This is a genomic window from Corallococcus sp. AB049A, assembly GCF_003668885.1.
Lineage (GTDB): Bacteria > Myxococcota > Myxococcia > Myxococcales > Myxococcaceae > Corallococcus > Corallococcus interemptor.
Genome location: NZ_RAWL01000010.1, coordinates 1 through 26,988, shown reverse-complemented (window position 1 = coordinate 26,988; position 26,988 = coordinate 1). Strand labels below are relative to the sequence as shown.

23 protein-coding genes and 1 pseudogene are annotated in these 26,988 nt (G+C 69.4%); 14 read left to right on the top strand and 10 right to left on the bottom strand.

Annotated features, from left to right (window positions below):
- Positions 1 to 716: 716 nt before the first annotated feature.
- The 10 genes from D7X55_RS02245 to D7X55_RS02205 all read left to right on the top strand — a co-directional run bounded on the left by D7X55_RS02245 (position 717) and on the right by D7X55_RS02205 (position 9,534).
- Entirely contained in the window at positions 717 to 1,190 is a 474-nt protein-coding gene (locus D7X55_RS02245; protein ID WP_147468362.1) for an outer membrane protein assembly factor BamE, read from the top strand.
- 377 nt (positions 1,191 to 1,567) lie between these two features.
- Positions 1,568 to 2,137: a hypothetical protein gene (locus D7X55_RS02240; protein ID WP_147468363.1), complete on the top strand. Its 570-nt coding sequence runs from the start codon at positions 1,568 to 1,570 to the stop codon at positions 2,135 to 2,137.
- 7 nt (positions 2,138 to 2,144) lie between these two features.
- Positions 2,145 to 2,891 (top strand): hypothetical protein, encoded by a 747-nt coding sequence (locus D7X55_RS42795; protein WP_147470004.1) that lies wholly within the window; start codon positions 2,145 to 2,147, stop codon positions 2,889 to 2,891.
- A 447-nt stretch (positions 2,892 to 3,338) separates the two neighbouring features.
- Entirely contained in the window at positions 3,339 to 3,584 is a 246-nt protein-coding gene (locus D7X55_RS02235) for a hypothetical protein (RefSeq protein WP_121770584.1), read from the top strand.
- Between the two features lie 183 nt (positions 3,585 to 3,767).
- Positions 3,768 to 4,328 carry a hypothetical protein gene (locus D7X55_RS02230; RefSeq protein ID WP_147470003.1) on the top strand — a complete coding sequence of 187 codons (561 nt, stop codon included), beginning with the start codon at positions 3,768 to 3,770 and terminating at the stop codon, positions 4,326 to 4,328.
- 99 nt (positions 4,329 to 4,427) lie between these two features.
- The gene (locus D7X55_RS02225) at positions 4,428 to 5,756 is read left to right on the top strand and encodes an amidohydrolase family protein (protein ID WP_120549001.1); all 1,329 of its coding nucleotides are present in this window, start codon (positions 4,428 to 4,430) and stop codon (positions 5,754 to 5,756) included.
- A 14-nt stretch (positions 5,757 to 5,770) separates the two neighbouring features.
- On the top strand, positions 5,771 to 6,757 hold the full coding sequence (locus tag D7X55_RS02220) for a class I SAM-dependent rRNA methyltransferase (protein ID WP_121722078.1): 987 nt from the start codon (positions 5,771 to 5,773) through the stop codon (positions 6,755 to 6,757).
- 33 nt (positions 6,758 to 6,790) lie between these two features.
- Entirely contained in the window at positions 6,791 to 8,011 is a 1,221-nt protein-coding gene (locus tag D7X55_RS02215; RefSeq protein ID WP_121722077.1) for a serine/threonine-protein kinase, read from the top strand.
- A gap of 25 nt (positions 8,012 to 8,036) precedes the next feature.
- Positions 8,037 to 8,837, top strand: coding sequence for a tRNA pseudouridine(38-40) synthase TruA (truA, locus tag D7X55_RS02210; RefSeq protein WP_120549021.1), 801 nt, complete (start codon positions 8,037 to 8,039; stop codon positions 8,835 to 8,837).
- Positions 8,838 to 8,859: 22 nt separating this feature from the next.
- On the top strand, positions 8,860 to 9,534 hold the full coding sequence (locus D7X55_RS02205) for a hypothetical protein (protein WP_121722076.1): 675 nt from the start codon (positions 8,860 to 8,862) through the stop codon (positions 9,532 to 9,534).
- A gap of 43 nt (positions 9,535 to 9,577) precedes the next feature.
- On the opposite strand, the gene argC is transcribed toward D7X55_RS02205, so the two are convergent.
- Genes argC through D7X55_RS02170 form a run of 7 tightly spaced genes read right to left on the bottom strand, consistent with a single transcriptional unit; the run spans position 9,578 to position 17,337 of the window.
- Positions 9,578 to 10,648 carry an N-acetyl-gamma-glutamyl-phosphate reductase gene (gene argC / locus D7X55_RS02200; protein WP_120548997.1) on the bottom strand — a complete coding sequence of 357 codons (1,071 nt, stop codon included), beginning with the start codon at positions 10,646 to 10,648 and terminating at the stop codon, positions 9,578 to 9,580.
- Positions 10,645 to 11,706 carry a hypothetical protein gene (locus D7X55_RS02195; RefSeq protein WP_120548996.1) on the bottom strand — a complete coding sequence of 354 codons (1,062 nt, stop codon included), beginning with the start codon at positions 11,704 to 11,706 and terminating at the stop codon, positions 10,645 to 10,647. Before D7X55_RS02195 ends, argC begins: the two co-directional genes overlap by 4 nt.
- 4 nt (positions 11,707 to 11,710) lie before the next feature.
- Positions 11,711 to 12,898, bottom strand: coding sequence for an argininosuccinate synthase (gene argG, locus D7X55_RS02190; protein ID WP_120548995.1), 1,188 nt, complete (start codon positions 12,896 to 12,898; stop codon positions 11,711 to 11,713).
- Between the two features lie 39 nt (positions 12,899 to 12,937).
- Positions 12,938 to 14,287, bottom strand: a complete 1,350-nt coding sequence (argH, locus tag D7X55_RS02185) for an argininosuccinate lyase (protein ID WP_199746835.1) — start codon at positions 14,285 to 14,287, stop codon at positions 12,938 to 12,940.
- Positions 14,280 to 15,350 (bottom strand): M20/M25/M40 family metallo-hydrolase, encoded by a 1,071-nt coding sequence (locus D7X55_RS02180; protein WP_121722074.1) that lies wholly within the window; start codon positions 15,348 to 15,350, stop codon positions 14,280 to 14,282. The genes argH and D7X55_RS02180 overlap by 8 nt, the downstream gene beginning before the upstream one ends.
- Positions 15,347 to 16,273, bottom strand: a complete 927-nt coding sequence (gene argB, locus D7X55_RS02175; protein ID WP_120548992.1) for an acetylglutamate kinase — start codon at positions 16,271 to 16,273, stop codon at positions 15,347 to 15,349. The genes D7X55_RS02180 and argB overlap by 4 nt, the downstream gene beginning before the upstream one ends.
- Before the next feature lie 53 nt (positions 16,274 to 16,326).
- Positions 16,327 to 17,337: an N-acetylornithine carbamoyltransferase gene (locus tag D7X55_RS02170; protein ID WP_120548991.1), complete on the bottom strand. Its 1,011-nt coding sequence runs from the start codon at positions 17,335 to 17,337 to the stop codon at positions 16,327 to 16,329.
- 180 nt (positions 17,338 to 17,517) lie between these two features.
- Between D7X55_RS02170 and D7X55_RS02165 the strand changes: the two genes are divergently transcribed.
- Complete coding sequence (locus D7X55_RS02165) at positions 17,518 to 17,937, top strand: arginine repressor (RefSeq protein WP_120548990.1); 420 nt, start codon at positions 17,518 to 17,520, stop codon at positions 17,935 to 17,937.
- Here the strand turns inward: D7X55_RS02165 and D7X55_RS02160 are convergent.
- A complete protein-coding gene (locus D7X55_RS02160; protein WP_121722073.1) occupies positions 17,918 to 18,442 on the bottom strand; it encodes a 2'-5' RNA ligase family protein in 525 nt (174 codons plus the stop codon). The genes D7X55_RS02165 and D7X55_RS02160 overlap by 20 nt on opposite strands.
- 45 nt (positions 18,443 to 18,487) lie before the next feature.
- Positions 18,488 to 19,261, bottom strand: a pseudogene (locus tag D7X55_RS02155) (NADPH-dependent F420 reductase); the annotation flags it as partial.
- Positions 19,262 to 19,380: 119 nt separating this feature from the next.
- Here D7X55_RS02155 and D7X55_RS02150 point away from each other — a divergent pair.
- The 3 genes from D7X55_RS02150 to D7X55_RS02140 are packed head-to-tail and all read left to right on the top strand — an operon-like array spanning position 19,381 to position 24,147.
- On the top strand, positions 19,381 to 20,268 hold the full coding sequence (locus D7X55_RS02150; RefSeq protein WP_121722071.1) for a sigma-70 family RNA polymerase sigma factor: 888 nt from the start codon (positions 19,381 to 19,383) through the stop codon (positions 20,266 to 20,268).
- 9 nt (positions 20,269 to 20,277) lie between these two features.
- The gene (locus D7X55_RS02145) at positions 20,278 to 23,394 is read left to right on the top strand and encodes a serine/threonine-protein kinase (RefSeq protein WP_121722070.1); all 3,117 of its coding nucleotides are present in this window, start codon (positions 20,278 to 20,280) and stop codon (positions 23,392 to 23,394) included.
- A 12-nt stretch (positions 23,395 to 23,406) separates the two neighbouring features.
- Positions 23,407 to 24,147: a glutathione S-transferase C-terminal domain-containing protein gene (locus tag D7X55_RS02140; RefSeq protein WP_121722069.1), complete on the top strand. Its 741-nt coding sequence runs from the start codon at positions 23,407 to 23,409 to the stop codon at positions 24,145 to 24,147.
- 71 nt (positions 24,148 to 24,218) lie between these two features.
- Here the strand turns inward: D7X55_RS02140 and clpB are convergent, their stop codons facing one another.
- The gene (gene clpB / locus D7X55_RS02135) at positions 24,219 to 26,843 is read right to left on the bottom strand and encodes an ATP-dependent chaperone ClpB (RefSeq protein ID WP_120548985.1); all 2,625 of its coding nucleotides are present in this window, start codon (positions 26,841 to 26,843) and stop codon (positions 24,219 to 24,221) included.
- Between the last annotated feature and the right edge of the window lie 145 nt (positions 26,844 to 26,988).

Genomic DNA, 26,988 nt, shown 5'->3' with positions numbered 1-26,988 from the left:
GCCTCCTATGTGAGCGGAAGAACGCGAATTGTCCTCGTGAATGAAACCGGGAGGGAGCTCCGCGTCTTGACGGCTCGGATTCCTGGTGAGGCATGTACTTTTGAGAGGGTTCCGGTTCACGGCAGTGTCGTCTGTCAGGGACGGGCGAACGGGGATGGGGAGCTGGCCGTTGATCTTGAGTTCACGGATGGCAGCAAGGTCCAGGTGCAAACCGCGGAGTTCGTGAACGCGCTGCTGGGGTTGCGAGGCGTTGTCACCGTGAACGCGGACGGTGGAGTCAGTTTTCAGAGGGACTGATTGCCGCCACGGCGCCTTGGGGGCAGGGGCGAGGAACGAAAGATGAAAGTACTTCTTGGAGTCTGTGCTCTGGTCGCGGTTGTTTCTTGTCGTTCCCAGTCTGAAGTTGAAGCTAGGCAAGAGTTGAAGGGGCTTCACGGGGACTGCATGTCCGACGGTCGGTGTTCAGCGGGGCAGGTATGTTTCGAGTGGCATACAGGTCGTCCACCGCCTCATTCACTGATGCGGACGTGTGAAATCCGATGTGGAAGCGCCGCTGACGGTGGCCAGGACTGTCCGCGAGGATTGACGTGCAGTGGAATAGGAAGCCACTTTCCAAACAATGTCTGCGGGTAGGGACAGTTGATTTCGTAGAGTGTCACCCGCACATGAAGCAGCGGTGAGCATGGCCTGCGCACCGAGAAATGGGTCGGAAGGACATGCCAGAGGCGCCCGTTCCTTTCCATGCCTTGCTGGGGAGGCCTCAGGCCTGGTGGGACCGGCTCTTCCTGGGGCTGGTGTCGACGGGCGCGGTGTTGTTCTACGCCCTCTTCGGCTTTCCCTGGTCAGGCAGCCATCTGGCGCCAGGACTCAGCGCGGAGAAGGTCCGCTCCGTGTCCCCGGGGATGTCCGAAGCAGAGGTGATTCAACGTCTGGGCCCGCCCCTGGCTCGGAAGGTGAGTGCCTCGGGAAGACTCTCCTGGGACTACGCGAAGCCGGTTCCCAAGGTTCGGCAGTATCCGCGGGTCTTCGTCACTTTCGAGGCGGAACGTGTCTCCGCGGTCGTGGTGGAACTAAAGACCTTCTGGGGTGTCGATAAGGAGCTGCTCTACCTACGGACCCCTGAGCGCATCATCGACAGGGCCGACCACGACGACTTCCTGCCATCTGCGGGAGGTACGGAGGGACCATGAGGCTCGTTGTTTCGGCGCTGCTGTTCGTCCTGCCTGGCGTGCACATGGGCTGCAAGCGAGATGCTGGCTCCAGAGAAGTCCCTGCGACCGTGCTTGAGCGGATTGGAACGGAGTGTCTCCCTGAGGGAAGCTGTGGGAATGGCCTCGTATGTGCCGGCCGCACGAATTTCGCTCACCTTGACGCGGGGTTTACCTGTGAGCTTGTCTGTGACCCGGCGCGGGATGGTTCTTGTCCCGAGGGGTGGAGCTGCGTGCGGACAGCGGATGGCCGAGCCGCGGCGCTTCCCGGACACTGCATCCGTGCCTCGGAGATGTGACAGCCCTCAACGGTCCTCCGGGGACACAAGGGCCTCCGCTGCACGCAGAGGAGCAAGGTCATGGCTTCCGTGAGAAGAGAAGTCCTGGAAGTGGCTGGGGAGTTCTGCCTGCAGTTGGACAGGACGCAGCAGCTTGACGCCGTGTTGGAGCGTGCGTGGCGATCATCGACGCACTTCGCGCTCATCCGGCGCGGGAGGATGCGGGTCGACGGTGCGGATGTCGTCGTGCCCACTCCGGAGTTGAAGCGCCTTCAGCGTGACTTCGAGCGGATCCGGGTGGCTGCGGTGGAGTCGCGGTGGGTCTCGTCGTGGCCTGGGACGACGACGGGGGGCTCCGGCAATTTGTGGGTGAGATGCCGGACAAATGGCGGTGTGCGCCTGCCGTTGAACGACGAGAACGTCTGGAGGGATTTCGACGGGTGGGACGATCTCCAGTTATTCGAGGGCCCCCGGCTGAAGCTGTTCGTCTGCAGCCATGAGGGATTTGGCGCCGTCTGGGGAAATGAGCGATTCTTCCGGGACCTGGGGATTGCCCCCGCGCGGCAAAAGCATGAGACGTATGAACTGGTCGGCGAACCCATGGCACCCGCTGCCTGGTCACTGCTCATGCAGGGAAAGCCCACTCTGTAGGACGGTCATGCGATTCGTTCAGATTGTCTGGATCTTCGTGGGAGCGTACCTGGGGCCGCTGGTCATGGTGTCTCTTCTGCGCCTCTGGCCTGAAAGGTGGTTGCGTTCGCGGGACGTGCTGGAGATTCCATTGGGGCAGGAGGCATCTCTGCCCGGAATCGCGGTGTTCTGGTTGCTGTCCCTGGGATTGGGCGCAGTCGCCGCAGTCTGGGCTTGGCGGTGGCTCTTTGAACGCAGAAAGGGAGTGGGGGCCCATGTCGAACCCGTCTGTTCCGTTCGCCCCGCCCCCAGGTTGGCACTGGCCATGAAGTGGCAACTTCGGTTGATGCCCTTGGTGTTGCTTCTGGCGAGCTGTGATGAGTCAGAAGGATTCTTCAGGACTGTCGAGGTAGATGCTCCGATCTATTCGGAGTGTGTCGAGGCCGCACTGGCTGATTCAGCGGGCGGACGCCAGAGTTCGGCTGGGAGTGGACGTTGGAGCTTGAGCAACGGCTCGACCGAAAATCGTCGTGAGGAACTCACCGTGGTTCTCCGTGATGAAAATGGCAAAGCAAGGCTGGACGTCTTTGCTCAGAGCCTTGTTCCGAGCGACGGACGCTTTACGCCTGGCGAGCTTGAGGTGGTGCGAGCTGAAACCCACCGCATCATGCAAGCGATCTTGGTCCGGTGTGTGAAAGCGGATGTCCAGCAGAAGCTGTCATGTCGGGCGAAGGTGAAGAATTTCAAGGGCCAGGACGCCTGCGCCCCCTTGTGAGTCTGGGCTCCAGGGATTTGACGTGTGACAGGTTGCCAACAGGGACGGGTGCGCTGCTGGAGGGCACCCGTCCCGGTTCGGCTGCTGAACGGACGGGGGGCTGGGTTGGTTTGGTGTCGTGCCCAGCCGGATGCGAGCCCGGAGGATTCAAGAGGGCTTCATTGGGAATGCACCACGGTTCCCTGGCGAACCGTGTTCTTTTGAGATCGTCCCACTTCACGGCCGTGTCGTCTGTCAGGGACGGGCGAATGCGGACGGAGAACTGTCGATGTGGAGTTCGCGGATGGCAGCCGGGAACAATCGGAATCAGGTCTGTTCGTGAATCCGCTGCTCGGATGACGGTCATGGCTTCCGTGAGAAGAGAAGTCCTCGAGGTAGCGGGGGCGTGGTGCCTGCAGTTGGACAAACAGCAACGCCTTGACGCCTTGCTGGAGCGTGCGCCTGCCGTTGAACGACGAGAACATCTGGAAGGATTTTGACGGGTGGGATGACCTCCAGTTGTTCGAGGGCCCCAGGCTGAAGCTGTTCGCCTGCAGCCATGAGGGATTTGGCGCCGTCTGGGGGAATGAGCGATTCTTCAGGGAACTGGGCGTTGTTCCCGCGCAGCAGAAGCATGAGACGTATGAACTCGTAGGCGAGCCCATTGCACCCGCTGCTTGGTCACTGCTCAAGCAGGGGATGCCCATTCCGTAGGACGGTCATGCGATTCGTTCAGATTGTCTGGATCTTCGTGGGAGCGTACCTGGGGCCGCTGGTCATGGTGTCTCTCCTGCGCCTCTTGCCTGAGAGGTGGCGCTTCGAGCGCCAAACCCAAGAATGAGCGTGTCTCTCCGCTGGCTCCCACGGTTGGGAATCGTTGGATTGGTGTGTGGCTTCGTGCCGTCGGTGGGCGTCGCGGTTGTCCTGACTGGCTTGGGCCTTGCCGGAATCTCGTCGGCGGATTCGCATCCTTTCCCTGGGGATCCGCCTTTGGCGGACATGCTCGCGGAGGTTGCGCTCTGTGGGTGGTTGTTCCTTCTGGTTGGTTATGGTTGCTTCTTCGCTGCTCGCAAGGTGTCCGATCGAATCGTCCAGCTCTGGCGATGGGTGATGCCTCCGTTGACCGTGCTGTCATTCCTCGCGATGTCGCCGGCTCTTGTTCATGTCGCTGGCAGACATTGGGGGGAGTGGGGCCACCTCAAGGCGATGCTTCAGGCCAGCGAAGTCCGGCTCCGTGCATTCTCAACCCAGGCTGATGGTGTCTTGTCGGAGGAGGAGTACGCGCGGGCGAAGGCGTGGTGGCTGGAGCAACCCGCTACCTTCCGCTTCGAGACGGAGCCTGAGCCCGTCAGGATTCACCTGAGGAGGACCGAACCTCCGTATCTGGTGGTCGATTTCGGGGACGGGCAGAACGCCGCATTCGACCCGGTGACGATGCGCTGCATCTACTCGGACTGAGTCTCCGGGACGGATTCCCTGCATGGATCCGCCCCTTGGGGACTCTCCGTAGGGACGGGGTTCATCCGCCACCCACCCCGTGCTAAAACGGGAAGGTCCATGGAAGGCCGACTGCTTCTGAAGAACTGTGCCGTGTTCCGGGCGGACGGTCGCGTCCGCCACGGCATGGCCGTTGTGGTCGAAGAGGGCATCATCCGCCGCGTCGCCCCCGACGCCGAGGTGCCCGTGCTCCCCGGTGACTGGGAGGTGGCCTGTCGCGGCCGGCTTGTCGCTCCCGGGCTCGTGGACTGCCACTCGCACATGGTCAACGGGCAGCTCCTGCCTCCCAATGGCGACTTCCTCCTACGTCAGCCCCGCTCGCGCCTGGAGCGTATGCGCGGCGTGGCGAACCTCCTCACCGCCGAGGACGTGGAGATCCTCACCCGCTTCGCCGCCGCCCGGGCGCTGCTGGATGGCGTGTCCCTCGTCGTGGACCACCTGTCGTGTCCCACCGACGTCGCCGGTGGCCTGGAGGCCCAGGCCCGTGCCGCGAACTCGCTGGGTCTTCGCCTCGTCACGTCCCACTCCACGCACAGCCTGGATGGGGCCGCCGTCGCTGATGCCCAGGCGGACGCCAACGCCGACTTCGTCCGCCGCTACCGTGAGCACCCTCGCGTCCGTGGCGCTCTGGGCTTCCATGCGTCGTACACCTGTGAAGATCCGCTCCTGACCCGCATTGCGCGGCATCGCGAGGAGCTGAACGCTTCCGTCGTCTTCCACATCGCGGAGAACGAGGACGATCTCTCCACCACCTACGCCACGCATGGCCGCCGCGTCGTTCCTCGCCTGGACGCTCTGGGCCTCCTGGGGCCCTACGCCATCGCTGGCTACCCTCGCGCCGTGGAGCGCTCCGAGTCCGAACGGCTGGCCGCCTCCGGCACCTTCATCGCCCTGACTCCCCGGGCCACCCGGTCCATGGACCGGGCCGCTGAGTCCGCGGACGGCGCTCTGTCCAGTCTCCACCTCGTGGGCCTGGGCACTGGCGGTCATGGCACCCTCCAGGAGGAACTGGCCGGGGCGCTGGTCAGCATGCTGTCCCTGGCTCGCTCCGGGCGCATGCCGGACCTGGATGACTCTCTGGCGCACCTGTTCGTCAGTGGCCCCGCGGAGCTGTGCACCCGCCTGTTCGGCAAGCCTTCGGGCGGCGTGGAGGAGGGCAGCATCGCGGACCTCGTCGTCTACGACGCCATCCCCGCCGCCGACCCGGAGACCGGCTACTCGCCGTTCCTCCTGGGCCAGCTCACCGCCGCTCGCGTGGCCTGGACCATCGTCGATGGCCGCGTCTGTGTCCGCGAAGGCCAGCTCCTGGGCAGCGACTTCGTGGACCTGGCCCGCGAGGCCGCCTCCGCGCTTGCTCGCGTCTGGTCCCGCGCACGACTGGGTTCGTAGGGTAGAAGGGGCGCGTGAGTGCCCTGCCTCCCCGCCTCGTGGACCTGCTTCGCGCTTCCCGCGCCCGCCGGGGTCCGCTGCTCTCGGACTCCGCCACCTCCGCCTTCCGCCTCCTCAATGGCGCCGCGGATGGCGTTCCCGATGTGACGGCGGACATCTTCGGCGACGTCGTCGTGGTCAGCCTCTACCGCGACCTCACTGAAGCTGAAGAAACCACGCTGCTCGACGCCGCCGTGGCCGCGTGGACTCCCCGCAGCGTCTACCTGAAGCGCCGTCCCCGTGAGGCCCGCGTGCTCGCCAACGTGGCGAAGGACGCGCTGGCTCCGGAGTCCGCGGCCCGTGGTGAACCCGTGGAGGACTTCGTCGCCAAGGAGAACGGCCTGTCCTTCCACATCCGTCCCGGGCAGGGGCTCTCCGTCGGCCTCTACCTGGACATGCGCGACACCCGCGCGTGGCTCCAGTCCCAGGCCTCTGGGCTCACCGTCCTCAACCTCTTCGCCTACACCTGTGCATTTGGCGTCTTCGCGACTGCCGGGGGCGCGAAGCGCGTGCTCAACATGGACGCCAGCCGCCGTGTGCTCGAGTGGGGCGAGGAAAACGCGCGCCTCAACGGGCAATCCGTGGACCGCTACGACTACGTGGCTGGCGATGTCTTCGATTGGCTCGGGCGGCTCGCGAAGAAGGGGGAGTCCTTCGATGTCGTGGTCGCCGACCCGCCCTCGTTCTCCACCACCAAGACGACCCGCTTCTCCGCCGCTCGCGACTACGCCCGGCTGGCCGAGGCCGCCGCGAAGGTCGTGGCCCCCAAGGGCCGTCTGGTCGCCTGCTGCAACCTGGCGGGACTGCCCTCGCGCCGGTTCGAGACCATGGTGCTGGAGGGCGTGACGCGGGCGGGCAGGACCGGGAAGACGGTCGGGTCGCTTGGTCCCTCGGGAGTCGACTTTCCGGCGCTCGCTGGTGAGGAACCGGCACTCAAGGTGCTCGTCGTCCAACTTCGTTAGCGCCTCCGGGTGGGGCGCGGCTAGATTGCCTCCATGGCTCCCGCCGCCTCCTCGCCCCCGCGCGATGCGTTCCGTTTCGGCAACTACCGGCTCATCGATCGGATCGCCGTGGGGGGCATGGCGGAGATCTTCCTCGCGCACCAGCTGGATGCCAGTGGCGATGAGACGCCCATCGTCATCAAGCGCATCCGGCCGCATCTGTCCAAGCACGCCGCCTTCGTGAAGATGTTCCTCAACGAGGCTCGCCTGGCCGCCCAGCTCAATCACCCCAACATCGTGCAGATCCACGACCTGGGGAAGATCGTCGACAGCTACTTCATCGCCATGGAGTACGTGTCCGGCCGCGACATGCGCCGGGTCGTGCCCAAGGCCGAGGCTCTGGGGATTCCCTTCCCCATGGTGTACGCGCTGAAGATTGCCTCCTGCGTCTGCGCGGGCCTGCACTACGCGCACACGAAGAAGGACCGCTACGGCAACCCGCTCAACATCGTCCACCGCGACGTCACGCCGGAGAACATCGTCGTCGCGTTCGATGGCTCGGTGAAGGTGCTCGACTTTGGCATCGCCAAGGCCGCCAACCAGGTGGAGGAGACGCGCTCGGGTGAGATCAAGGGCAAGCTCAGCTACCTCTCCCCGGAGCAGTGTCTGGGCCGGCCGCTGGACTGCCGCAGCGACATCTTCTCCCTGGGCACCGTCCTCTACGAGTGGCTCACCGGCTTCAAGCTCTTCACCGGTGAGTCCGACGTCGCCGTCATGCGCAGCATCACCGAGGCGAAGATCTACGCGCCGTCGTACTTCCGCGAGGATCTGCCGGAGCGCGTGGAAGCCATCCTGATGCGCGCGCTCGCCCGCGACCGCGAGCGCCGCTACCACACGGCGCTGGAGATGCAGCGCGACCTGGACGCCTTCCTGGAGTCCTACGACTTCACGCCCTCGGCGCTGCACCTGGCCAACTTCGTCAAGCAGCTCTTCGAGGACGAGCGCCCGCAGGAATTGAAGCGCCTGTCCACGCGGCAGTCCTCCGCGCCCACGTCGGAGATGGCGCTGGAGGTGTCCGCGGTGGCGGCCTACGTGGACGGCCCGCCCACGGAGGCCATGCGCATGGACGACCTCCCCGCCACCGAGCCGCGTCTGCTCGCGCTGACCCTGGACTCCGCGATGTACGAGAAGCTGGAGGCCCAGGCCCGCAAGGCGAACGTGTCCCTGGCGAAGCTGGCGGCGGACGTGCTGGAGGGATGGCTGAAGTCGCGCTGATGGCGTGCCTTGGCTCGCGTTGCCCATGCCCCGGCTGAAGCTGACGCTCGAATACGAAGGCACCCGGTACGTGGGCTGGCAGGTGCAGCCCAATGGCCCGTCCATCCAGTCCACGCTCCAGGACGCGCTCCAGAAGCTGCTGGGCGAGCCGCGCGTGTTCGTGGCCTCCGCTGGCCGCACCGACGCGGGCGTCCATGCGACGGGGCAGGTGGCCTGCTTCGACACGGCCCGCGTGCTCCCCATGAAGGCGTACACCATGGGGCTCAACAGCATCCTCCCGCCGGACATCGCGGTGGTGGCCGCGGAGGAGGTGGCGGCGGAGTTCGATCCGCGCCGCTGGTCTCGCGGCAAGCGCTACCGCTACCGGGTCAGCAACCGGCGCACGCGCTCACCGCTGTTGCGCACGACGCACTGGGAGCTGTTCGCGCCGCTGGACGTGGAGGCCATGCGCCGCGCGTCCCAGGCGCTCATCGGGCGGCACGACTTCTCCGCGTTCCGCGCCGCGGACTGCCAGGCGAAGCACGCGGTGCGCGAACTCCGGCAGGTGCGCGTGGAGGGAGCCTCCGGCGACACCGTGGCCTTCGTGGTGGAGGGCACCGCGTTCCTCAAGCACATGGTGCGCAACCTGGTGGGGACGCTGGTGGAGGTGGGCAAGGGCCGCCGCCCCGAGGCCTGGGTGGCCCAGGTGCTGTCATCGCGCGACCGCAAGCAGGCCGGAGCCACCGCGCCGCCCCAGGGGCTGGTGATGGAGGAGGTCTTCTACGGGGACGGCCCGCCCCCTCGCCCGGCGGGCGACGCGGCGGTCGGGGAAGAGGACGAAGGGTGAGAGTGCGATAGGCTTTCGGGCCGTGAGCTCCAAACCCAGCGCCCTCGAACCCCTGCGCGTCCGCGTCCGCCGCTTCCAGTTCATCGTGGGACTGGGCTTCCTGTCGCTGGTGCTGGGGGCCATGCTCAGCGTGTCGCTGGTGCTGCGCCTGCACGCGCGGGTGAACGCGCTGCCGTCCGACTTCGTGCGCATCCCGGTGGCGGTGGTGCTGGAGAACCTGTGGGTGCTCGGCGTGCTGCCGGTGCTCGGCTACCTCGCCGCCCGCGTCATCGCGCTGCGCACGTGGAGTTCGGCCGTGGGGGCGGCGGTGTCCGGGGGCCTGTTCGTCGTCGCCCTCAACTTCGTGCGCGACGGCATGGACGGCCTCACCTCGGACTGGGGTGTCGCGTCGGCGCTGCGCATCCTGGCCTTCGTGGGCGGCATCCTCCTGACCGCCCGGGCCATCCGCGCGGGCCGCGCCGCGGCGGAACAGGGCTCCACCGCGGCCCAGGCCAAGGCCGAGGCGCGCAAGTCGGAGTACGACGAGTTCCTCAAGGCCGCCGAAGCCGCCGGTGCACGCCTGGAGCAGCGCGAGGGTGGCGCTGGCACCGAAGCTCCGGCACCGGCCTCCACCGATGCGCCCGCGCCGTCGGGTGAGGCGAACCGGGACGGGGAGGGCACTCCGCCTTCGGGCGACATGAAGACGCCCGCGGCTTGAGGCGGCCCCGGCTCCTCGCCGAAGCCGCCTCGGGTTCAACGGACTACGGGTAGCAGGCCGCCTGGCGCAGGCCGGTGTCCTCGGGGAAGCCCAGGGCCACGTTGAAGTTCTGCACGGCCTGGCCGGCCATGCCCTTCACCAGGTTGTCCAGCGCCGCCATCACCGCCACGGAGCGGCCCTTCGTCGCCACGGAGATGTCGCAGAAGTTGCTGCCCGTCACGGCCGCCACGCGCGGCGTGCCCTCCACGATGCGCACGAACTTCGAGCCCTCGTAGTAGCGGCGGTACGTCTCCGTCAGCGACTGCGTCACCACCGCGCCGCCGTGCTCCGGCCACTCGAACTGCACCGTGGCGAAGATGCCGCGCACCATGGGCGCCGAGTGCGGCACGAAGGCCAGCCGGTGCCGCTGCGAGCCGTGCGCCACCAGCATCACCTCCACCTCCGCCTCGTGCTGGTGCTCCAGCGGCTTGTACGCGCGGAAGTCGTGCGCGCGCGTCGGGTGGTGCGTGCCCTCGCCCGGCAGCGAACCGGAGCCGGACGAGCCCGTCACGCCCGACACCGCCAGGAGCCCCAGCCCCTTCGTGGCCGCGATGGGCAGGAGCGCCAGCTGCACCGCAGTGGCGAAGCAGCCCGGGTTGGCGATGCGCTTCGCCGTCTTCACCTGCTCGCGCTTCCACTCCGTGAGGCCGTAGGTGAACGTGCCCAGCAGGTCCGGCGACGGGTGCGGCCGGCCGTAGGCGCCCGCGTACCGGCCCGGGTGGTCCAGGCGGAAGTCGGACGACAGGTCGACGAGCAGCAGCCGGTCCGTGAGGCCGGCGTCCGCCCACTGCTTCTCCATCCCGGCGAACTGCGACGCCAGGTCGCCGTGCCCCAGCGCGCTGAACACCACCGGGCGCGGCGAGTCCGCCAGCCAGCGCCAGTCCGGCTCCGCCTCGAAGCGGCCGTCCACCAGGCCGCGCAGGTGCGGGTGCACCTTGTGGATGGGCGAACCCGCGTGGTGCCGGGACACCACGCGGATGCCGGCGTTGCCGGGATGGCCCGCGAGCAGCCGCAACAGCTCGCCTCCGCCGAAACCGGAGGCCCCCAGGATGTAGATGTGCGCAGGCGACGTCATGACTTCCTCCCCGCCCCCAGCTTGGGCGCGAGCTTCTCCACGATGAGATTCCCCAGGGCGTTCGGATCCGCGCGCGCGTTGCGAGCGGGCAGCCCCACCACCTGCTCCACGAAGCGCACGCCCACCGCGTTGTCCGTGGCGGGCCCTGCCACCATGTCCATCTCGATGCCGTACACCTCGCGCAGGTGCCGCACGCCGCCGGCCGCGCCCACCGGGTCGTTCGCGCACAGGATGAACGCGCCGCCCAGCGCCTTGAGCTCCGGGTCCGCCAGGATGGCCTGCACGCCGTACTCGCCCATGATGCCGTCACCCGTCTCCGCGACGATGACGTCCACGTCCTGGGCCGCCATCTCCGAGAAGACGATGCGCGCCACCTTGGACGCCGTGCGCGCGCCGGTGCACACGATGCCCGCGTCCGTGAAGTCCATCACCACGTCCGCGCCGCTGTCCTGCATGGACAGGGTGTCGCGCATCAGCGACACGCCCGTGAGCTTCGCGCCGCCCACGCGGTAGCCCGCCTGCGCCAGCTTCCGCACCACCACGCTGGCCGCGTACGTCTTGCCCGCGTTCATGCAGGTGCCCACGACGTAGACCACGGGGCACGTCACCGCCTTCGACGTGCCCTTGAGCGCGCCGGTGGAGATGTGCGCGTGCTGGCCCGCGCGCGACTGGAACTCCGGGAAGGTGAGGACCTGGCCCAGCACCTCCGCCTCGAAGGGCGCGCCCACGCCCGGGTTGTGCGAGGTGCACTTCCCGATGACGCCGCCCATGTTGAGGATGTGGAGCTTGTCGCCTACGGAAACGGACGCAGGGACGATGCCCTCGTAGCCGTGCAGCGCGTTGCGGTGGCCCAGCGCGCCCACGACGATGTCGCCCGCGTGGAGCGTGACGAGCCGGCCGTTCACGTCCTCCAGCTGGTTGTAGACGCTCTTCTCCCCGTGGATGCGCACCGCGATGACGGCGCCCTCTTCGCACTTCACCTCGTCCGTGAGGTGCACGGTGCGCCCCACCTGGAGGTTGCGGGTGACACTTCCGACCTTGTCGACGTGGATCTTCATGTCGTCACTTCGCTTTCTGCGAGAGCATCTGCGCGACGCCGTAGAGCTTGGCGAACCCCGCCGCTTCCGTCCCCGTCCACAACACGTTGGCCTCTCCGTACGTCGCCACCTTCGCGTCCATCAGCGAGTGCGGCGAACGCACGCCTTCCACGACGTGGGCGCGCGGGGTGAGCACCAGCTTCACCTCGCCCGTCACGCGGTCCTGCGAGGAGGCGAGGAACGCCTCCAGGTCCTTCACCAGCGGGTCGAAGAAGTGCCCCTCGTGGAGCAGCGACCCGTACAGGTTGCCCACCGTCTCCTTCCAGAAGAGCTGCTTGCCCGACAGCACCAGCTTCTCCAGCTCGCGGTGCGACGCGATGAGCAGGTGCGCCGCCGGGGCCTCGAAGCCCACGCGGCCCTTGATGCCCAGGATGGTGTCGCCCAGGTGCACGCCCCGGCCAATGCCGTACGGGCGCCCCAGGGCGTTGAGCTTCTCCACCACGTCCACCGCGGACATCGCCTTGCCGTCGAGCGCCACCGGCACGCCCTTGTCGAAGGAGATGACGAGCGGCCGAGGCTTCAGGTCGGTGGGGATCTCGCCACCGGGGAAGGCCGCCTCCGGCAGGGTGCTCCACGAGTCCAGCGTCTCGCGGCCGCCCACGGACGTGCCCCACATGCCTTCGTTGACGGAGTACGTGCCCGTCTTCGCCGGCAGGTGGAAGCCGCGCTCCGCGAGGAAGGAGATCTCCTGCTGGCGGGAGAGCGCCAGGTCGCGGATGGGGGTGATGAGTTGCAGCTGCGGCGCGAGCGTGCGGAAGGCCACGTCGAAGCGGACCTGATCATTCCCCGCGCCGGTGCTGCCGTGGGCCACGGCCTGCACGCCCAGCTTCTCCGCCATGCGCACCGCCTCCACGGCCTGGCAGGCGCGCTCGGCGGAGACGCTCAGGGGGTAGAGCTGGCCGCGCAGCACGTTGCCGGCGATGAGGAAGCGCAGGTAGCCCTGGAACAGGGTGTCGCGCGCGTCCACCGTGTGGTGCGCCACCGCGCCCAGCTTCTGGGACAGGGCCTGGATGCGCTCCAGCTGCTCGGGCGGGAAGCCGCCCGTGTCCACGGTGACGGTGGTGACGTCCCAGCCCTGCTCGCGCAGGTACACCGTGCAGAAGGCGGTATCGAGGCCACCGGAGAACGCCAGCACCACGGACTTCTTGCTCATCTTCGGACTCCTGTTGCTGCGAAAGGGGTGAGGAAGCTTTCAGGGGGCCCAGACGCGCGAGGCGGCCTGGGTCGCTTGCGCATGGGTGCGCGTGAGCCAGTCGCGCGCGTCCGCCAGTTCCTCGCGCGCGGTGGCGAGGCCCAGGTTGCCGGCGCCACCCAGGTGGGTGGCCGTCAGCGCGCCGCGGTCCGGCTGGAAGGTGCCTTCGTTCAGCTGACGGCCCACCTCGCGGTACGCGTCGCGGAAGGGCTGCCCCTGGGCCACGAGCGCGTAGGCGTGGTGCGCGGCGTAGAGCGTGTCGTCGCACGCCGCGCGCGCCTTCTGGGCGTTCACCTTCAGCGCGGGCACCAGCCGCGCCAGGACCTCAAGAAGCGCCTTCGCGCTGGTGAGGGCCTGGAGGGTGGGGCGCTTCAGCAGCTGGAAGTCACGGTGGTAGCTGGAGGGAAGACCGCCGGCCACCGCCTCCACCTGGTGCGAAAGGCCGCGCAGCTCGCGGCAGCGGCCCCGGGCCAGCTCCACCACGTCCGGGTTCTTCTTCTGCGGCATGATGGACGAGCCGGTCGTGAAGGCATCCGGCAGGGCCAGGAAGCCGAACTCGTCCATGCTGTAGAGCTGCACGTCCCAAAGCCACTTCTCCAGAGTGCCCGCCACCGAGCACGCCCAGGTGAGCAGCGCCGCTTCATGCCGCCCCCGACTGTCCTGCGCGTCGATGGGGCTGCGTTGAACCCGACTAAAACCGAGCAACCGCGCGACATATTCACGGTCGATGGGCAGCGGCACACCAAAGCCCGCGGCCGCGCCCAGCGGGCAGCGGTCGAGCCGCCCCCACACGCCCTTCAGCGCCTCCAGCTCCTCCAGCAGTCCCTCGGCGAAGGCCATGCCCCACAGGCCGAAGGTGGACGGCATCGCGCGGCGCAGGTGCGTGTAGCCGGGCAGGGGCAGGTCCGCATTCGCCTCCGCGAAGTCCAGGAACGTCCCCGCCAGCTCCGCCGTACGCGCGCCGAGCGCGAGCAGCTCCTCGCGCATGAACAGGCGCAGGGCCAGCAGCACCTGATCGTTTCGCGAACGCGCCAGGTGGATGCGCTTGCCCGCCTCGCCGGTGCGCTCCACGAGCGCGGCCTCCAGCGCGGTGTGGCCGTCCTCCTGCTCCGGGCGGATGGTGAAGCGGCCCGCGCGTGCCTCGTCGTGCAGCGCGTGCAGGGCGCTCACGAGCGACGCGGCGGCCTCCGGAGCGAGCAGCCCCACGTGCGCGAGCATGCGCGCGTGCGCGGCGCTGCCCAGCGCGTCGTGCGGGACGAGCGACAGGTCCACCACCGGGTCGTCGCCCACGGTGAAGGCGTGGATGGCCGCGTCCAGCGGCTGGCCCTTGCCCCACAATGTCTCAGCCACGCGACACCTCCCCGGCATAGCCGTGCAGCAGTCGTCGATAGAACGCGAGCCCCGCTTCCAGCTCGGCCCGCGTGAGGTACTCGTTCGCCTGGTGGCTCCGCAGCGTGTCGCCCGGGCCCACCTTCACCGCCGGGAGGTCGCCCAGGAACGCCCAGTCGGACGTGGTGCTGGAGCCCACCGTGTCCTGGCCGGACGCCGCCACCGCCGCGCGCACCAGCGGGTGCGACGCGTCCGTGCCCTTGGGCAGGTAGCGCGCGGAGTGCACCAGCACCTCGCTCTCCAGCGCCTTGCCGATGTCCTCCGCCACCTTCGCGTGGTCCATGCCCGGCGTGGTGCGCAGGTCCACGAAGAACTCGCACCGGTCCGGCACCTGGTTGCGCGCCAGGCCTCCGGACACCTGCGTCACCTGTGCCCGCGCCTCACCCAACAGCGGGTGCGCGGGGAAGCGCAGCGCGGACACGGCCTGGATGTCCCGGGCCGCCTTGAGGATGGCGTTGGCCTCCGAGCCCAGGCCACCCGTGTGCGCGTGCGCCACGTGGCCGCTCTTGCCGTGCGCCACGCAGCGCAGGAGCAGCATGCCCCGCTGCGCCGTGCAGGGCTTGAGCGACGTGGGCTCTCCCACGATGGCGGCGTCCAGCGGCCCCAGCGTGGAGAGCAGCGGCCCCAGCCCCTTGCCGCCCGTCTCCTCCTCGGCGGTGAGCGCGAAGACGTACTCGACACCGGAAGGCGCGCCTTCATCGAGGAGCGCCTTCGCGGTGAGGAGCATGGCGGTGACGCAGCCCTTGGCGTCGTTGGCGCCCAGGCCGTAGAGCGTGTCGTCCTTCCACACGGCCTCGTGCGGCTCCGTGGTCCACCCGGCGCACGGCTTCACCGTGTCCAGGTGCGAGTTCACGAGCAGGCGCTTCGGCCCGCTGCCCACGCTGAACCACACGTTGTGGCCCTGGCGGTGCACGCGGGCACCCCAGGACTCCGCATGGCCCGCGACGAGGTCCGCGATGCGGGCCTCGTCGCCGGAGACGCTGGGCGTGGCGACCAGCGCGGTGAGCAGCTCGGCGGGGTTCAACCCTTGGCCTCGCCGTGCTTCACCGCGTGCTCGCGCACGACCATGGTGCCGCTGCCCTCGTTGGTGAAGACCTCCTCCAGCAGGGCATCGGACTGCTTGCCGCTCACCAGGTGCACGCTGCCCACGCCGCCCACCAGCGCGTGGCGCATGGCGTGTGCCTTGGGACGCATGCCGCCCGTGAGCCGGCCCTCGGCCTCCAGCGAGGCCAGGTCCGACAGCGTGGCCAGGGAGATCAGCGACGACGGGTCGGAGACGTCCTTGAGGAGCCCCGGCACCTCCACCATGAAGAAGAGCTTCTCCGCATGCAGCGCCGCCGCCAGGGCCGCCGCCACCGTGTCCGCGTTGGTGTTGTAGACGGCGCCGTCCTGGCCGCCCGACAGCGGGGCGATGACGGGCACGTAGTCCGCGCTTCGCAGGTGCTCCACGACGCGCGTGTCCACGGACTCGATGTCGCCCACGAGGCCGTAGTCCACCATCCGCCCTTGAGTCTCGCCGGGCTCCGTCACCAGCACGGGCGGACGCTTGCGCGCCTTGATGAGGCCCGCGTCCACGCCGGACAGGCCCACCGCGGGCACGCCCGCGGCCTGGAGGTCCGCGAGCAGATCCGTGTGCAGCTTGCCCGCCAGCACCATCTTCGCCGCGTCCAGCACGGGCGCGGAGGTGATGCGGCGGCCGGCCACCTTTTCAATGGGCAGGTGCAGGGCGTCACAGAGCGCGTCCAGCTCCGGGCCGCCGCCGTGCACCACCACGGGGCGGATGGAGAAGGCCCACAGGAGGGCGATCTGCTCGCACGCGGTCTTGCGCGTGCGCGGGTCCGTCAGCACGGCGCCGCCGAGCTTCACCACGAAGGTCTTGCTGCGGAACTGCTTCACGTACTTCGCCGCGTTGCGAAGGGCGGCGTACGGATCGGGAGACAGGGGCACGGTGGACCTCTAGAAAGTCGAAAGGGGACGAAGAAGGGTGGGGCGGCGGGCGGTCAGAAGCCGCCGCCGCGCATCCAGGCCAGGAGGGCGCGCTGCACGTGGTAGCGGTTGCCCGCCTCGTCCACGACGCGGCTGCTCGAGTGGTCCAGCACCTCGTCAGCGACCTCCACGTTGCGGCGCACGGGCAGGCAGTGCAGGAACGCCGCGTCCTTCGCGGCCTTCGCCATGTGCCGGCGCGTGGGCATCCAGCCCGAGTACGACGCGAGCAGCGCCGCCACGTCCGTGGGCGTGCTCGCCGTCTGCGCGGTGGGGCCCCAGGACTTCGCGTACACGGCGCGGCTGCCCACCAGCGCCTCGTCCTGGTCGTGCGTGTACGTGATGCTGCCGCCGGTGGCCCTGGCGTACGCCTCCGCCTCCGCGCGCACGGCCGGGTGCAGGTCGAAGCCCGGCGGATGCGCCACGCGCACCTCGCAGCCCGCGGCCGCCGCGGACAGGAGGAACGAGTTGGGCACCGCCTTGGGCAGCGGCTTGATGTGCGGCGCCCAGGTGAGCGTCACCGGCAGCTTCTTCGTGGTGCCGAACGTCTCGCGCAGCGTCAGCGCGTCCGCCAGGCCCTGGCAGGGGTGCTCGCGCGCGGACTCCATGCTCACCACCGGCACGGTGGCCCACTTGCGGAAGGCGTTGATGACGGGGTCGGCCTCGTCCTCCTCGTCACCGCCACCCTGGGAGAAGGTGCGGATGCCGAGCATGTCCACGAAGCGCGACAGGACGGGCGAGGCCTCCTTGATGTGCTCCGCACGGTCCGCGTTCATCACCGCGCCGGGGCGGTCCTCCAGCTTCCACACGCCGGAGCCCACGTCGAGCACGATGGCGTGCCCGCCCGCGCGCAGCATCACGGCCTCGAAGGACGTGCGCGTGCGCAGCGACGGGTTGAAGAACACCATGCCCAAGAGCTTCCCCGGGAAGATGGCCCCCGGGTCCTTCTGCTTCCACGCGGCCGCCTGCGAGAGGACCGCCTCGACGCCTTCCGGGCCCAGGTCCTGGATGCGGGTGACATGCTTCATGGGCTTCGTGCTCCCCCGGCCGCGCCGGATGGATGGGGACTGCTGAATATGCACTTGAATTCATGCATATTCGCTGAGGAGGCGCGGATATTATGCAGAACGGCGCAGCGCGCAAGAACATTCACTGGGATTTTTCATGCGCCTTGCGTGCGTATTCAGCCGCATGCATGGTGAACGTGAATGAACCTGGACGACGCCATCCTTCAGCTCATCTCCCAGCAGGACGTGCCGGATCAGTTCGTGCTGCAGTCGTTGCTGGAAGAGGCCGGGCACACGCCCAGCCAGTCCACGCTGTCGCGGCGGCTGAAGAAGCTGAGCGTGCAGAAGGTGAACGGGCGCTATCAGCGCGCCGAGCCGCCGGTGGCGCCGGTGCCGCTCGCGCCGCGTGTGACGATCATCGAAGCGCCGCCCAACATGCTGGTTCTGAAGACGGCGCCCGGCTACGCGCAGATTTTCGGGCTGGCGCTGGACCGCGAGGAGGTGGAGGGCCTGGCGGGCACGGTGGCGGGCGACGACACCATCTTCATCGCGGTGAAGGACCCGTCCTACCTGCGGGACGTGCGCGAGGCGGTGGAGGAGCTCATCCAGCGCGGCCCGTGAACGGGAAGCGGCGCACGGACTCCCACGGCCCGCCGAGGTAGCGCCAGAGCAGCAGTGCGGGCGCGTGCGAGTCGAACGCGGACCAGCCCGCGCCCAGCTCCGCGAGCGCGGCCTTCGCTTCGTCCACGGTGGCCTTGTTCATCAGCGTGACGTGGGGACGGAAGGGCTGCCGGTCCTGCGGCGTGAGCCATTCCGAGAACGCGCGCGACAGCTCGCGGTGCACGGGCGAGAGGCCCGGCGCGTCCACGTCCACCGCCATGCCGCGTCCCAGGCCCCGCAGCTTCGTGAAGCGCAAGCCGGGGGCAGGGCGCTCCGTGACGACCTCCAGCGCGGCCTCCACGGCGTCCTGCTGCGACGCGGGCAGGTGGTGGAAGAGGGAGACGTGCGCGGGGATGAGGTTGCGCTCGGGAGGGAAGTAGCGCCGTCTCAGGCCGTCCAGGCGCGCGAACGCCTCCGGCTCCAGCTCCGCGGTGACGAGCAGTGGGGCTTCGGAGAGGGCGGCCATGCGGCGCACACCTTCCGTCCGAAGCCCCGGGAGCACAAGAGGGGCCTACTTCTGCGACGCGAAGTAGGCTTTCAGCGCCTCGTCGGCATTCTTGCGGTACTCCGGCAGGCGGCCGCGCTCGGCCTCGGCGAGGGCCTTCTTCACGGCCGCGGCGTCCAGGTCGTGCGTGTAGACCGGCGTGCCGGGCTGCTGGCGCCAGGAGTCCGCGAGGCTGCCCGCGTCGATGGCGTCGAAGCCCAGCTCCTCCACGAGCTTGAGCACCTTCGCGCGGTGCTCGGGCGGATCCCCCGCGATGGGCAGCGCCACGCGTCCGGGCGTGCCCTTGGGCTTGCCCTTCTCCGCGAGGCTCTGGGAGTAGATGTTGTTGAAGGCCTTGATGACGGGGCGGCCGATGAGCTTCGAGACCCACTCGCTCTCCACCGTGCCCTTCTCCAGCTCCGGGATGCTGCCGTCGCGCACGGGGTAGTAGTTGCCCGTGTCGATGACGACGACGTCCTTCGGCACGTCCGCGAAGAGGCCCTTGGGCAGGTCCGGGACCGCCTTCTGCGGGATGGTCACGACGACGACCTCGCCCGCCTTCGCGGCCTCCTGGACGGTGACGGCCTTCGCGCCCGTCTCCTTCGCCACGTCGCGCAGGCTGTCCGGTCCGCGTGAGTTCGCGATGAACACCTCATGGCCCAGCTGCGTCCACCGCTTCGCCAGGGTTCCGCCAATGAAACCCGCGCCAATGATTCCGATCTTCATGCCGTCCTCTTCCGGGAAGTGGGTCCACGACCGCAAGCGCCGGTCGGATGCACGACCTCTTTCCGCGATGCGCGGAACCTGGCGGGTTTCCTGGCAGGGGGCCGGGCGTGCCCGTGCTTCCGGGGGCTTCCGCCTGCCCCGCCCCCTTCGCTAGCATTCCGGCTTAACCAGTCCTTGGGGGGCCGGCCGGTGCCATGGCGAACATTCCATCCGAGCTGGTCGCGGCGTTCCGGGGGGCCGCGCGCCCCCTGTCCTCCGAGCAGGAGGCGGGGCTCCTGCCCGTGCTGACCTCCATCCTGGAGCGCTGTGAGGCGGCGTGGCCCGGGGTGCGGCTTGAGCCCGGCGCCTTCGTGGCGCACCTGGCCCTGCACACGCCTTCGGGTGAACCTCCCGCGCAGGCCGTGTCCTCGCTGCAGGCCGAGGACCTGTACCTGGCGCTGGCCGCGGTGGAGGGACAGCGGGCGGCGATGGATGCGCTGGAGTCCGCCGTCCTGGTGCCCGCGGGGCGCGCGGTGCGCCGCGTGGAGGACTCGGACGCGTTCGTGGACGAGGTGCTCCAGCTCACGCGCCTGCGGCTCCTGGTGGAGGAGGGTGGCCGCGCGCCGCGCCTCACGGAGTACGCGGGCCGGGGGCCGCTGCGCCGGTGGTCGGAGGCGGTGGCGCTGGGCATCGCGCTGTCGCTCAAGCGCAGGCCGGAGCGCAGCACGCCGCTGGATGACGCGCTCATCGCCGCGGACCTGGGCGCGGCGGATCCGGAGCTGGAGCACATCCGCCACCGCTACCGTCCCGCCTTCCGGGCCGCCTTCACGGAGGCCCTGGCGAAGCTCCCGCCCCGGGATCGCAACCTGCTGCGCATGGGGCTGGTGCAGGGGCTGGGCGTGGAGTCGCTGGGCGCGCTGCACCAGGTGCATGCCTCCACGGTGTCGCGGTGGATGGCGAAGGCGCGCGAAGCGCTCCTGGAGCACACCCGTCTGGCCCTGGCGCGGCGGCTCGCGCTCAACACCTCCCAGCTCGACAGTCTGCTGCGCGTGCTCGACGGCAGCCTGGAGCTCAGCCTCGCGTCCCTGCTGAAGGAAGGGTGAGTCCCACTGATGCCTGATTCGACCCCCCACCTCGACGAGGTCGAGCTGCTCGACCTCGCGGACGGCATTCCGTCCCAGTCCCTGCGCGAGCGCGCCGAGTCCCACCTGGACACCTGCGCGTCCTGCCGCGAGTCCCTGGCGGAGTTCCTGCGCGTGCGCGCCGTGCCCGCGCCGGACGTGCACGCCGCGCGCACCGCGGTGATGCAGTCGGATCCGCTGACCCGCTCCGTCAAGCCGCGCATCCCCCAGGTGGCGCAGGGGACGCTGCTGGGGCGCTACGTGGTGCTGGAGCGGCTGGGCGCGGGAGGCATGGGCGTCGTCCATGCGGCGTATGACCCCAGCCTGGATCGCCGCATTGGGCTGAAGCTGCTGCGCGCGCCGCCCGCCACGGGGGGCTCGCAGGGCATGACGGAGCGGCTCTTGCGCGAGGCCCAGGCCGCCGCGCGCACGCGCCACCCGCACGTCGTCGCCGTGCACGACGTGGGGACGTTCGGCGACGTCGTCTTCATCGCCATGGAGCTGGTGGACGGCGGCACGGTGCGCCAGTACCTCAAGGCGGCCGGCAGGTCCTGGCGCGACGTGGTGCGGCTGTACGTCCAGGCGGGCCGGGGGCTCGCGGCGGCGCACGCGGCGGGCGTGGTGCACCGGGACTTCAAGCCGGACAACGTGCTCGTGGACAAGGAGGGCCGGGCCCGCGTGACGGACTTCGGTCTGGCTCGCCTGGAGTCCACCGGGGATGGGGACTCCACCGCGCTGGCGCCGGGCGAGGCCCTGTCGCCGAAGGCAGCCCCGCTGGTCACCAGTGTCGCGGGCACGCCGGGGTACATTGCTCCGGAGGTGTTCGCGGGCTCGCCCGCCGATGCGCGGTCGGATCAGTACGCCTTCTGCGTGTCGCTCTACGAAGGGCTGCACGGCCACAAGCCCTCCGCGTCTGAAACGGGAGGCCTGGCGAACCGGAGCAACGTCCCGCGCGCCGTGCACGCGCTCATCGTGCGCGGCCTGTCGGTGGATCCGGGCGCCCGTCATCCCTCCATGACGGTGCTGCTCGACGCGCTGGAGCGCGCGGCCTTCCCCCGCACCGGCGCGAAGATGGCGGCCGCGGGCATGGGCGTGGGCCTGCTCGCCATCGCTGCCGCGGTGGTGGTGGCCCGGGGCCCTTCACCCTGCGCGGACGACCCCACGCGCTTCCATGGCATCTGGGACGCGGACCGCAAGGCGGCCTTGCTCAAGGCCTTCCAGGCCACGGGCGCCCCGGACGCCGTCGCCGCCTACGAGACCACCGCCCGCACCCTGGATGCCTTCGTCGCCGGGTGGAGCGACAGCCGCCGCGACGCGTGCCTCGCCACGCACGAACACGGCACGCAGTCCGCCGCGGTGCTGGACCTGCGCACCCAGTGCCTGGAGCGCCGCCGCCGCGAGCTGACAACGCTCACGGAGGTGCTCCTCTCCGCGGACCGCGCGGGCGTCGCCACCGCACCCGAAGCCGCGCTGGCCTTGAGCCCGCTGTCGCGCTGCGCGGACGTGGAGGCGCTGTCCCGGCCCGTGCCCCCGCCAGAGCGCCCCGAGGTCGCCGCGCGCGTGAAGGCCGCGTACGCGAAGCTGGACGACGCGCGGGCCCGCCTGGGCGCGGACAGGTGGCAGGACGCCGTGGACCGCGTCGCTCCCATCGTCAAGGAGGCGGAGGCGCTGGGCTACAAGCCGCTGCTGGGCGAAGCCCTGCTCATCGAAGGCGAGGCCCGCGCCTTCCTGCGCGACGAGGCCGCGGAACCCGCACTGCGCCGCGCGATGCTCGCGTCCCTGTCCGGGCACGACGACCTGCGCGCCGCGGAGGCCGCCGTCCACCAGGTCTTCGTCGACGGCGAGGTGACCCAGCGCCCGGAGCAGGCGAAGGCCCACGCCGACGAGGCCCGGGCGCTCCTGGCGCGGTCCGGAGGCAACCCGGAGCTGGAGTCCCAGCTGCTCGTGTACGAGGGCAACTCGCTGGAGCAGCAGTCGCGCTCGTCGGACGCGCTGCCCGTCATCCAGCAGGGGCTGGCGCTCCAGGAGAGGCTGCACGGCCGGGACTCGCCGAGGCTCGCCCGCGGGCTGCTCATGCTGGCCTCCACCCAGCGGTCCATGGGGCGCAAGGAGGAGGCGCTCGCGACCATCCACCGCGCCCGGGACATCCTGGAGGCCGCCTACGGACCGGACCACCCGAAGGTCGCCATCGCGATCAACAACATGGGGGGAACCCTGGTGGAGCTGCAGCGCTACGAGGAGGGGCGTGAGGCCTTCCTGGAAAGCCTGCGCCGCTACGAGCGCATCCATGGCCCCGACCACCAGCCCCTGCGCTACGTCGCCGGCCTGCGGGGGAACCTGAGCGCGGCCGCCTACCGCATGGGGCGCTACGAGGAGGCCGAGCGTCACATGCATGAGGCCCGGGCCATCTACAATCAGCTGTTCCCCAAGGGCTCCGTCTTCCGCATCCGCACGGGCACCAACCTGTCGCAGATCCTCATGAACCAGAGCCGGGTGGCGGAGGCCCTGGTGCTGCTCCAGCAGATGGAAGAGGAGGCGGCCGCGGGCCGTGCCGACGGCCGCAAGGACCCCATCTTCGCGGCGCCGGCGCGGTGCCAGTCGGCGGCCTATCTGCAACTCGGGCAGACCGAGCGCGCCGTCGCGGCGGCGAAGCGCGGCGTGGCCATCGTGCGGGAGCTGGAGGCAGAGACCGAGCTGGGCGAGTCGCTGCGCGTCCTGGCCGTCGCCCTCACCCATGCGAAGCAGCTCAACGAGGCCCGGGACGTGGCGCGCGAGCTGGTGGCCCTGCACCACAAGCTCGCGGGCGAAGAGGCCCGGCTCCCCATGGAGGTGGAGGAGATGCTGGCGGAGCTGGCGCTGGAGCGGGGTGCGCTGGAGGAGGCCCGTCAGTGGGCGGAGCGCTCCCTGGAGGCCTGGGAGAAGACGGCGGGCCCGCCCCTGGAGATGGCCAACATCCGCTACGTCCTGGCCCGGGCGCTGCGCCGTGCCCACCGCGAGCCGGAGCGCGCCCTTGCGCTGGCCACCGCCGCCCGCGACGCCGTGCTCCCCACCGCCGAGCCCCGGCTGCTCAAGCTTTCCGAGCTGGACGCGTTCCTCAAGGCGCGCTGAAGTCCCGGCCCCATGAGAACCCTCGTCGGACTGACCTCATCGGGCTGGACGGAGAAGGCCCGGTGGGCGTTGGACCACCACCGCGTCGCCTACCGCTACCAGGACTACGTCCCCCTCATCCAGGAGCGTTGGCTGCGCAAGCAGGTGGCGCCGGGGGTGAAGCCCTCCGTGCCGCTGCTCGTGGATCCGCCCCAGCCGGCCACGCACGGCTCGTTCGCCATCGCGAAGCACGCGGAAGCGGTGGGGCAGGGCAGTCCGCTCTTCCCGGCCGCGCGGCTGGATGCCATCACCGCGTGGAACGACATCAGCGAACACGTGCTGGACCTGGCGCGCGCCTACGCCATGCCGCGCATGCTGGACAACGCCCGCGCCCAGGCGGAGATGCTGCCGAAGTTCATCCCCGGCTGGCTGCGCCCGGTGTTCGCGCCCTCCGCGCGCCTGGGCATGCGCTTCGTGGTGAAGAAGCACCAGGTGGCGGACACCTCTCCAGAGGCCATCGAGGCCGCCGTCGCCCCGTCCTACGACAACCTGCGCGCGGCGCTGGGCGGCCGGCCCTACCTGCTGGAGGAGGGCTTCACCTACGCGGACATCACCACCGCGGCGATGCTCGCGCTCCTGGGGCCGCCCGCGGACCGGCACCTGCCCATGGGCCCCGGCACGCGCGAGGTGTGGACCCATCCGGGCCTGGCCGCGCGCTTCCCGGACCTGCTCGCGTGGCGCGACACGCTCTACGACAAGCACCGCCGCACCTGAGAAACACCCCGGGCCGCCTCCCGGTGAGGGAAGGCGGCCCGCCGTGTGAATCACCGGTGCGTGAAGCGGGCTTACGCCGTCTTCTTCACGCCCTTCGCGTTGTCCACCAGCACCTTGGCGAAGGTGAGCCCGTCCGGGCCCGCGTCCGCCTGGATGTGCTCGCCCGGCGCGAACTCGCCGTTGAGCACCTTGAGCGCCATCGGATCCAGCAGGTACTTCTGCACCGCGCGCTTGAGCGGCCGGGCACCGTACGTCGGGTCGTAGCCGCGCTCGGCCAGCAGCTCCCGCGCGCTGTCCGTGAGGTCCAGCGTGAGGCGCTTGGCCTGGAGCAGCTTCTGCAGCCGGCCCAGCTGGATGTCCACGATGCGGTAGATGTCCTTCTTGCGCAGCGGCTCGAAGACGACGATTTCGTCCACGCGGTTGAGGAACTCCGGCCGGAAGTGGCCGCGCAGCGCGTCCATCACCTCGCTGCGCGTCTTCTCGTTGAGCGTGTCCGTGCCCGCCATGCCCTCCTGGATGGCCTGCGAGCCGATGTTCGACGTGAGGATGAGCACCGTGTTGCGGAAGTCCACCGTGCGGCCCTGGCTGTCCGTCACCCGGCCCTCGTCGAGAATCTGGAGCAGGATGTTGAACACGTCGTGGTGGGCCTTCTCGATTTCGTCGAAGAGCACCACCGTGTACGGCCTGCGGCGCACGGCCTCCGTCAGCTGTCCGCCCTCCTCGTAGCCCACGTAGCCCGGGGGCGCGCCCACGAGCCGGGACACGGCGTGCTTCTCCATGTACTCGGACATGTCGATGCGGACCATGGCCGTGTCGTCGTCGAAGAGGAACTCCGCCAGCGCCTTGGCCGTCTCCGTCTTGCCCACGCCCGTGGGGCCCAGGAAGATGAACGAACCGATGGGGCGGTTCGGGTCCTGCAGCCCGCTGCGCGCGCGGCGCACGGCGTTGGACACGGCTTCAATCGCGCTGCGCTGGCCAATGACACGGTCCGCGAGCCGGTCTTCCATCTTGACCAGCTTCTGCATCTCGCCCTCCATCAGCTTGGAGACCGGGATGCCCGTCCACTTGGCCACCACGGAGGCGATGTCCTCGGAGTCCACCTCCTCCTTGAGGAACTTCTGGTGCTTCTGCAGCTCCGCCAGCTTCGCGTTCTGCGCCGCGACCTCCTTCTCCAGGCCCGGGATGACGCCGAACTTCAGCTCCGCGGCGCGGTTCAGGTCGCCCTGACGTTCCGCCGCGGCCTGGTCGTTGCGCGCCTTCTCCTGCTTCTCCTTGAGCGAGCGCAGCGCCGCGATGGCCTTCTTCTCCTCGTCCCAGTGGGCCTTGAGCGAGTTGAACTTCTCGTTGAGGTTTGCCAGCTCCTTCTCGATGGTGGCCAGGCGCTCGCGCGAGTGCGGATCGGTCTCCTTGCGCAGGCCCTCGCGCTCGATTTCGAGCTGCGTCACCTTGCGGCGGATGTCGTCGATCTCCGTGGGCATGGAGTCGATCTCGATGCGCAGGCGGCTGGAGGCCTCGTCGACCAGGTCGATGGCCTTGTCCGGCAGGAAGCGGTCCGCGATGTAGCGGTGGCTGAGCGTGGCCGCCGCGACGAGCGCGGAGTCCTGGATGCGCACGCCGTGGTGCACCTCGTAGCGCTCCTTCAGGCCACGCAGGATGCTGATGGTGTCGTGCACCGAGGGCTCGCCCACGAACACCGGCTGGAAGCGGCGCTCCAGGGCGGCGTCCTTCTCAATGTGCTTGCGGTACTCATCCAGCGTCGTCGCGCCAATGCAGTGCAGCTCGCCGCGCGCGAGCGCCGGCTTGAGCATGTTGCCCGCGTCCATGGCGCCCTCGGCCTTCCCGGCGCCCACGAGCGTGTGCATCTCGTCGATGAAGAGGATGATCTCCCCCGCCGCGTCCGAGACCTCCTTGAGGACCGCCTTGAGGCGCTCCTCGAACTCGCCGCGGTACTTCGCGCCGGCCACCATGGCGCCCAGGTCCAGGGTGATGAGGCGCTTGTTCTTCAGCCCTTCCGGCACGTCGCCGTCCACGATGCGGCGGGCCAGGCCTTCCGCGATGGCCGTCTTGCCCACGCCCGGCTCACCGATGAGCACCGGGTTGTTCTTGGTGCGGCGGCTCAAGACCTGGATGCAGCGGCGGATCTCCTCGTCGCGGCCGATGACGGGGTCCAGCTTGCCGGAGCGTGCCGCCTCCGTGAGGTCGCGGCCGTACTTCTCCAGCGCCTGGTAGGTGGACTCCGCGTCGGCGCTCGTCACGCGCGAGGAGCCCCGGACCTCCTTCAAGCCCGCCTGCACGCGCTCGCGCGTCACGCCGGAGGACTTCATGGCCTCGCCGACGGCGCCCTTGTCCTGGGTCAGCGCGAGGAGCAGGTGCTCGGAGGACGTGAAGTCGTCCTTCAGCGCCTTGGCCTCATCCTCCGCCTTGTCGAAGGTCTTCATCAGGCGCTGGCTGAGCATGGCGCTCTCGCCGCCCTGGATGCGCGGGAGCTTCTGCAGGGCCTCGCCCAGCCGGCCCGCGAACAGCTTCACGTCCACGCCAATCTTGCGCAGGAGAGGGTCGACGATGCCGTCCTTCTGCCCCAGCAGCGCCGTCGCCAGGTGCTCCGGCTCGTAGTGGGGATTGTCGGCCCGGCGAGCCAGGGACTGACCTTCCTGGATCGCCTCCTGTGCCTTCACCGTGTATTTGTCGAGTCTCATGGCTTCAACGTAAGGGCCTGGGACCCCTTGGCAAGGCGACACTGCCCGTATGCCCTGCGTTTCCCCGGAATACTTTGAGCCGCTGGAAGCGGCCGGGTAATCGTGGTGGCGAAGTTGCCAGGGGGTGGGGGGGTCGGTTATAGGC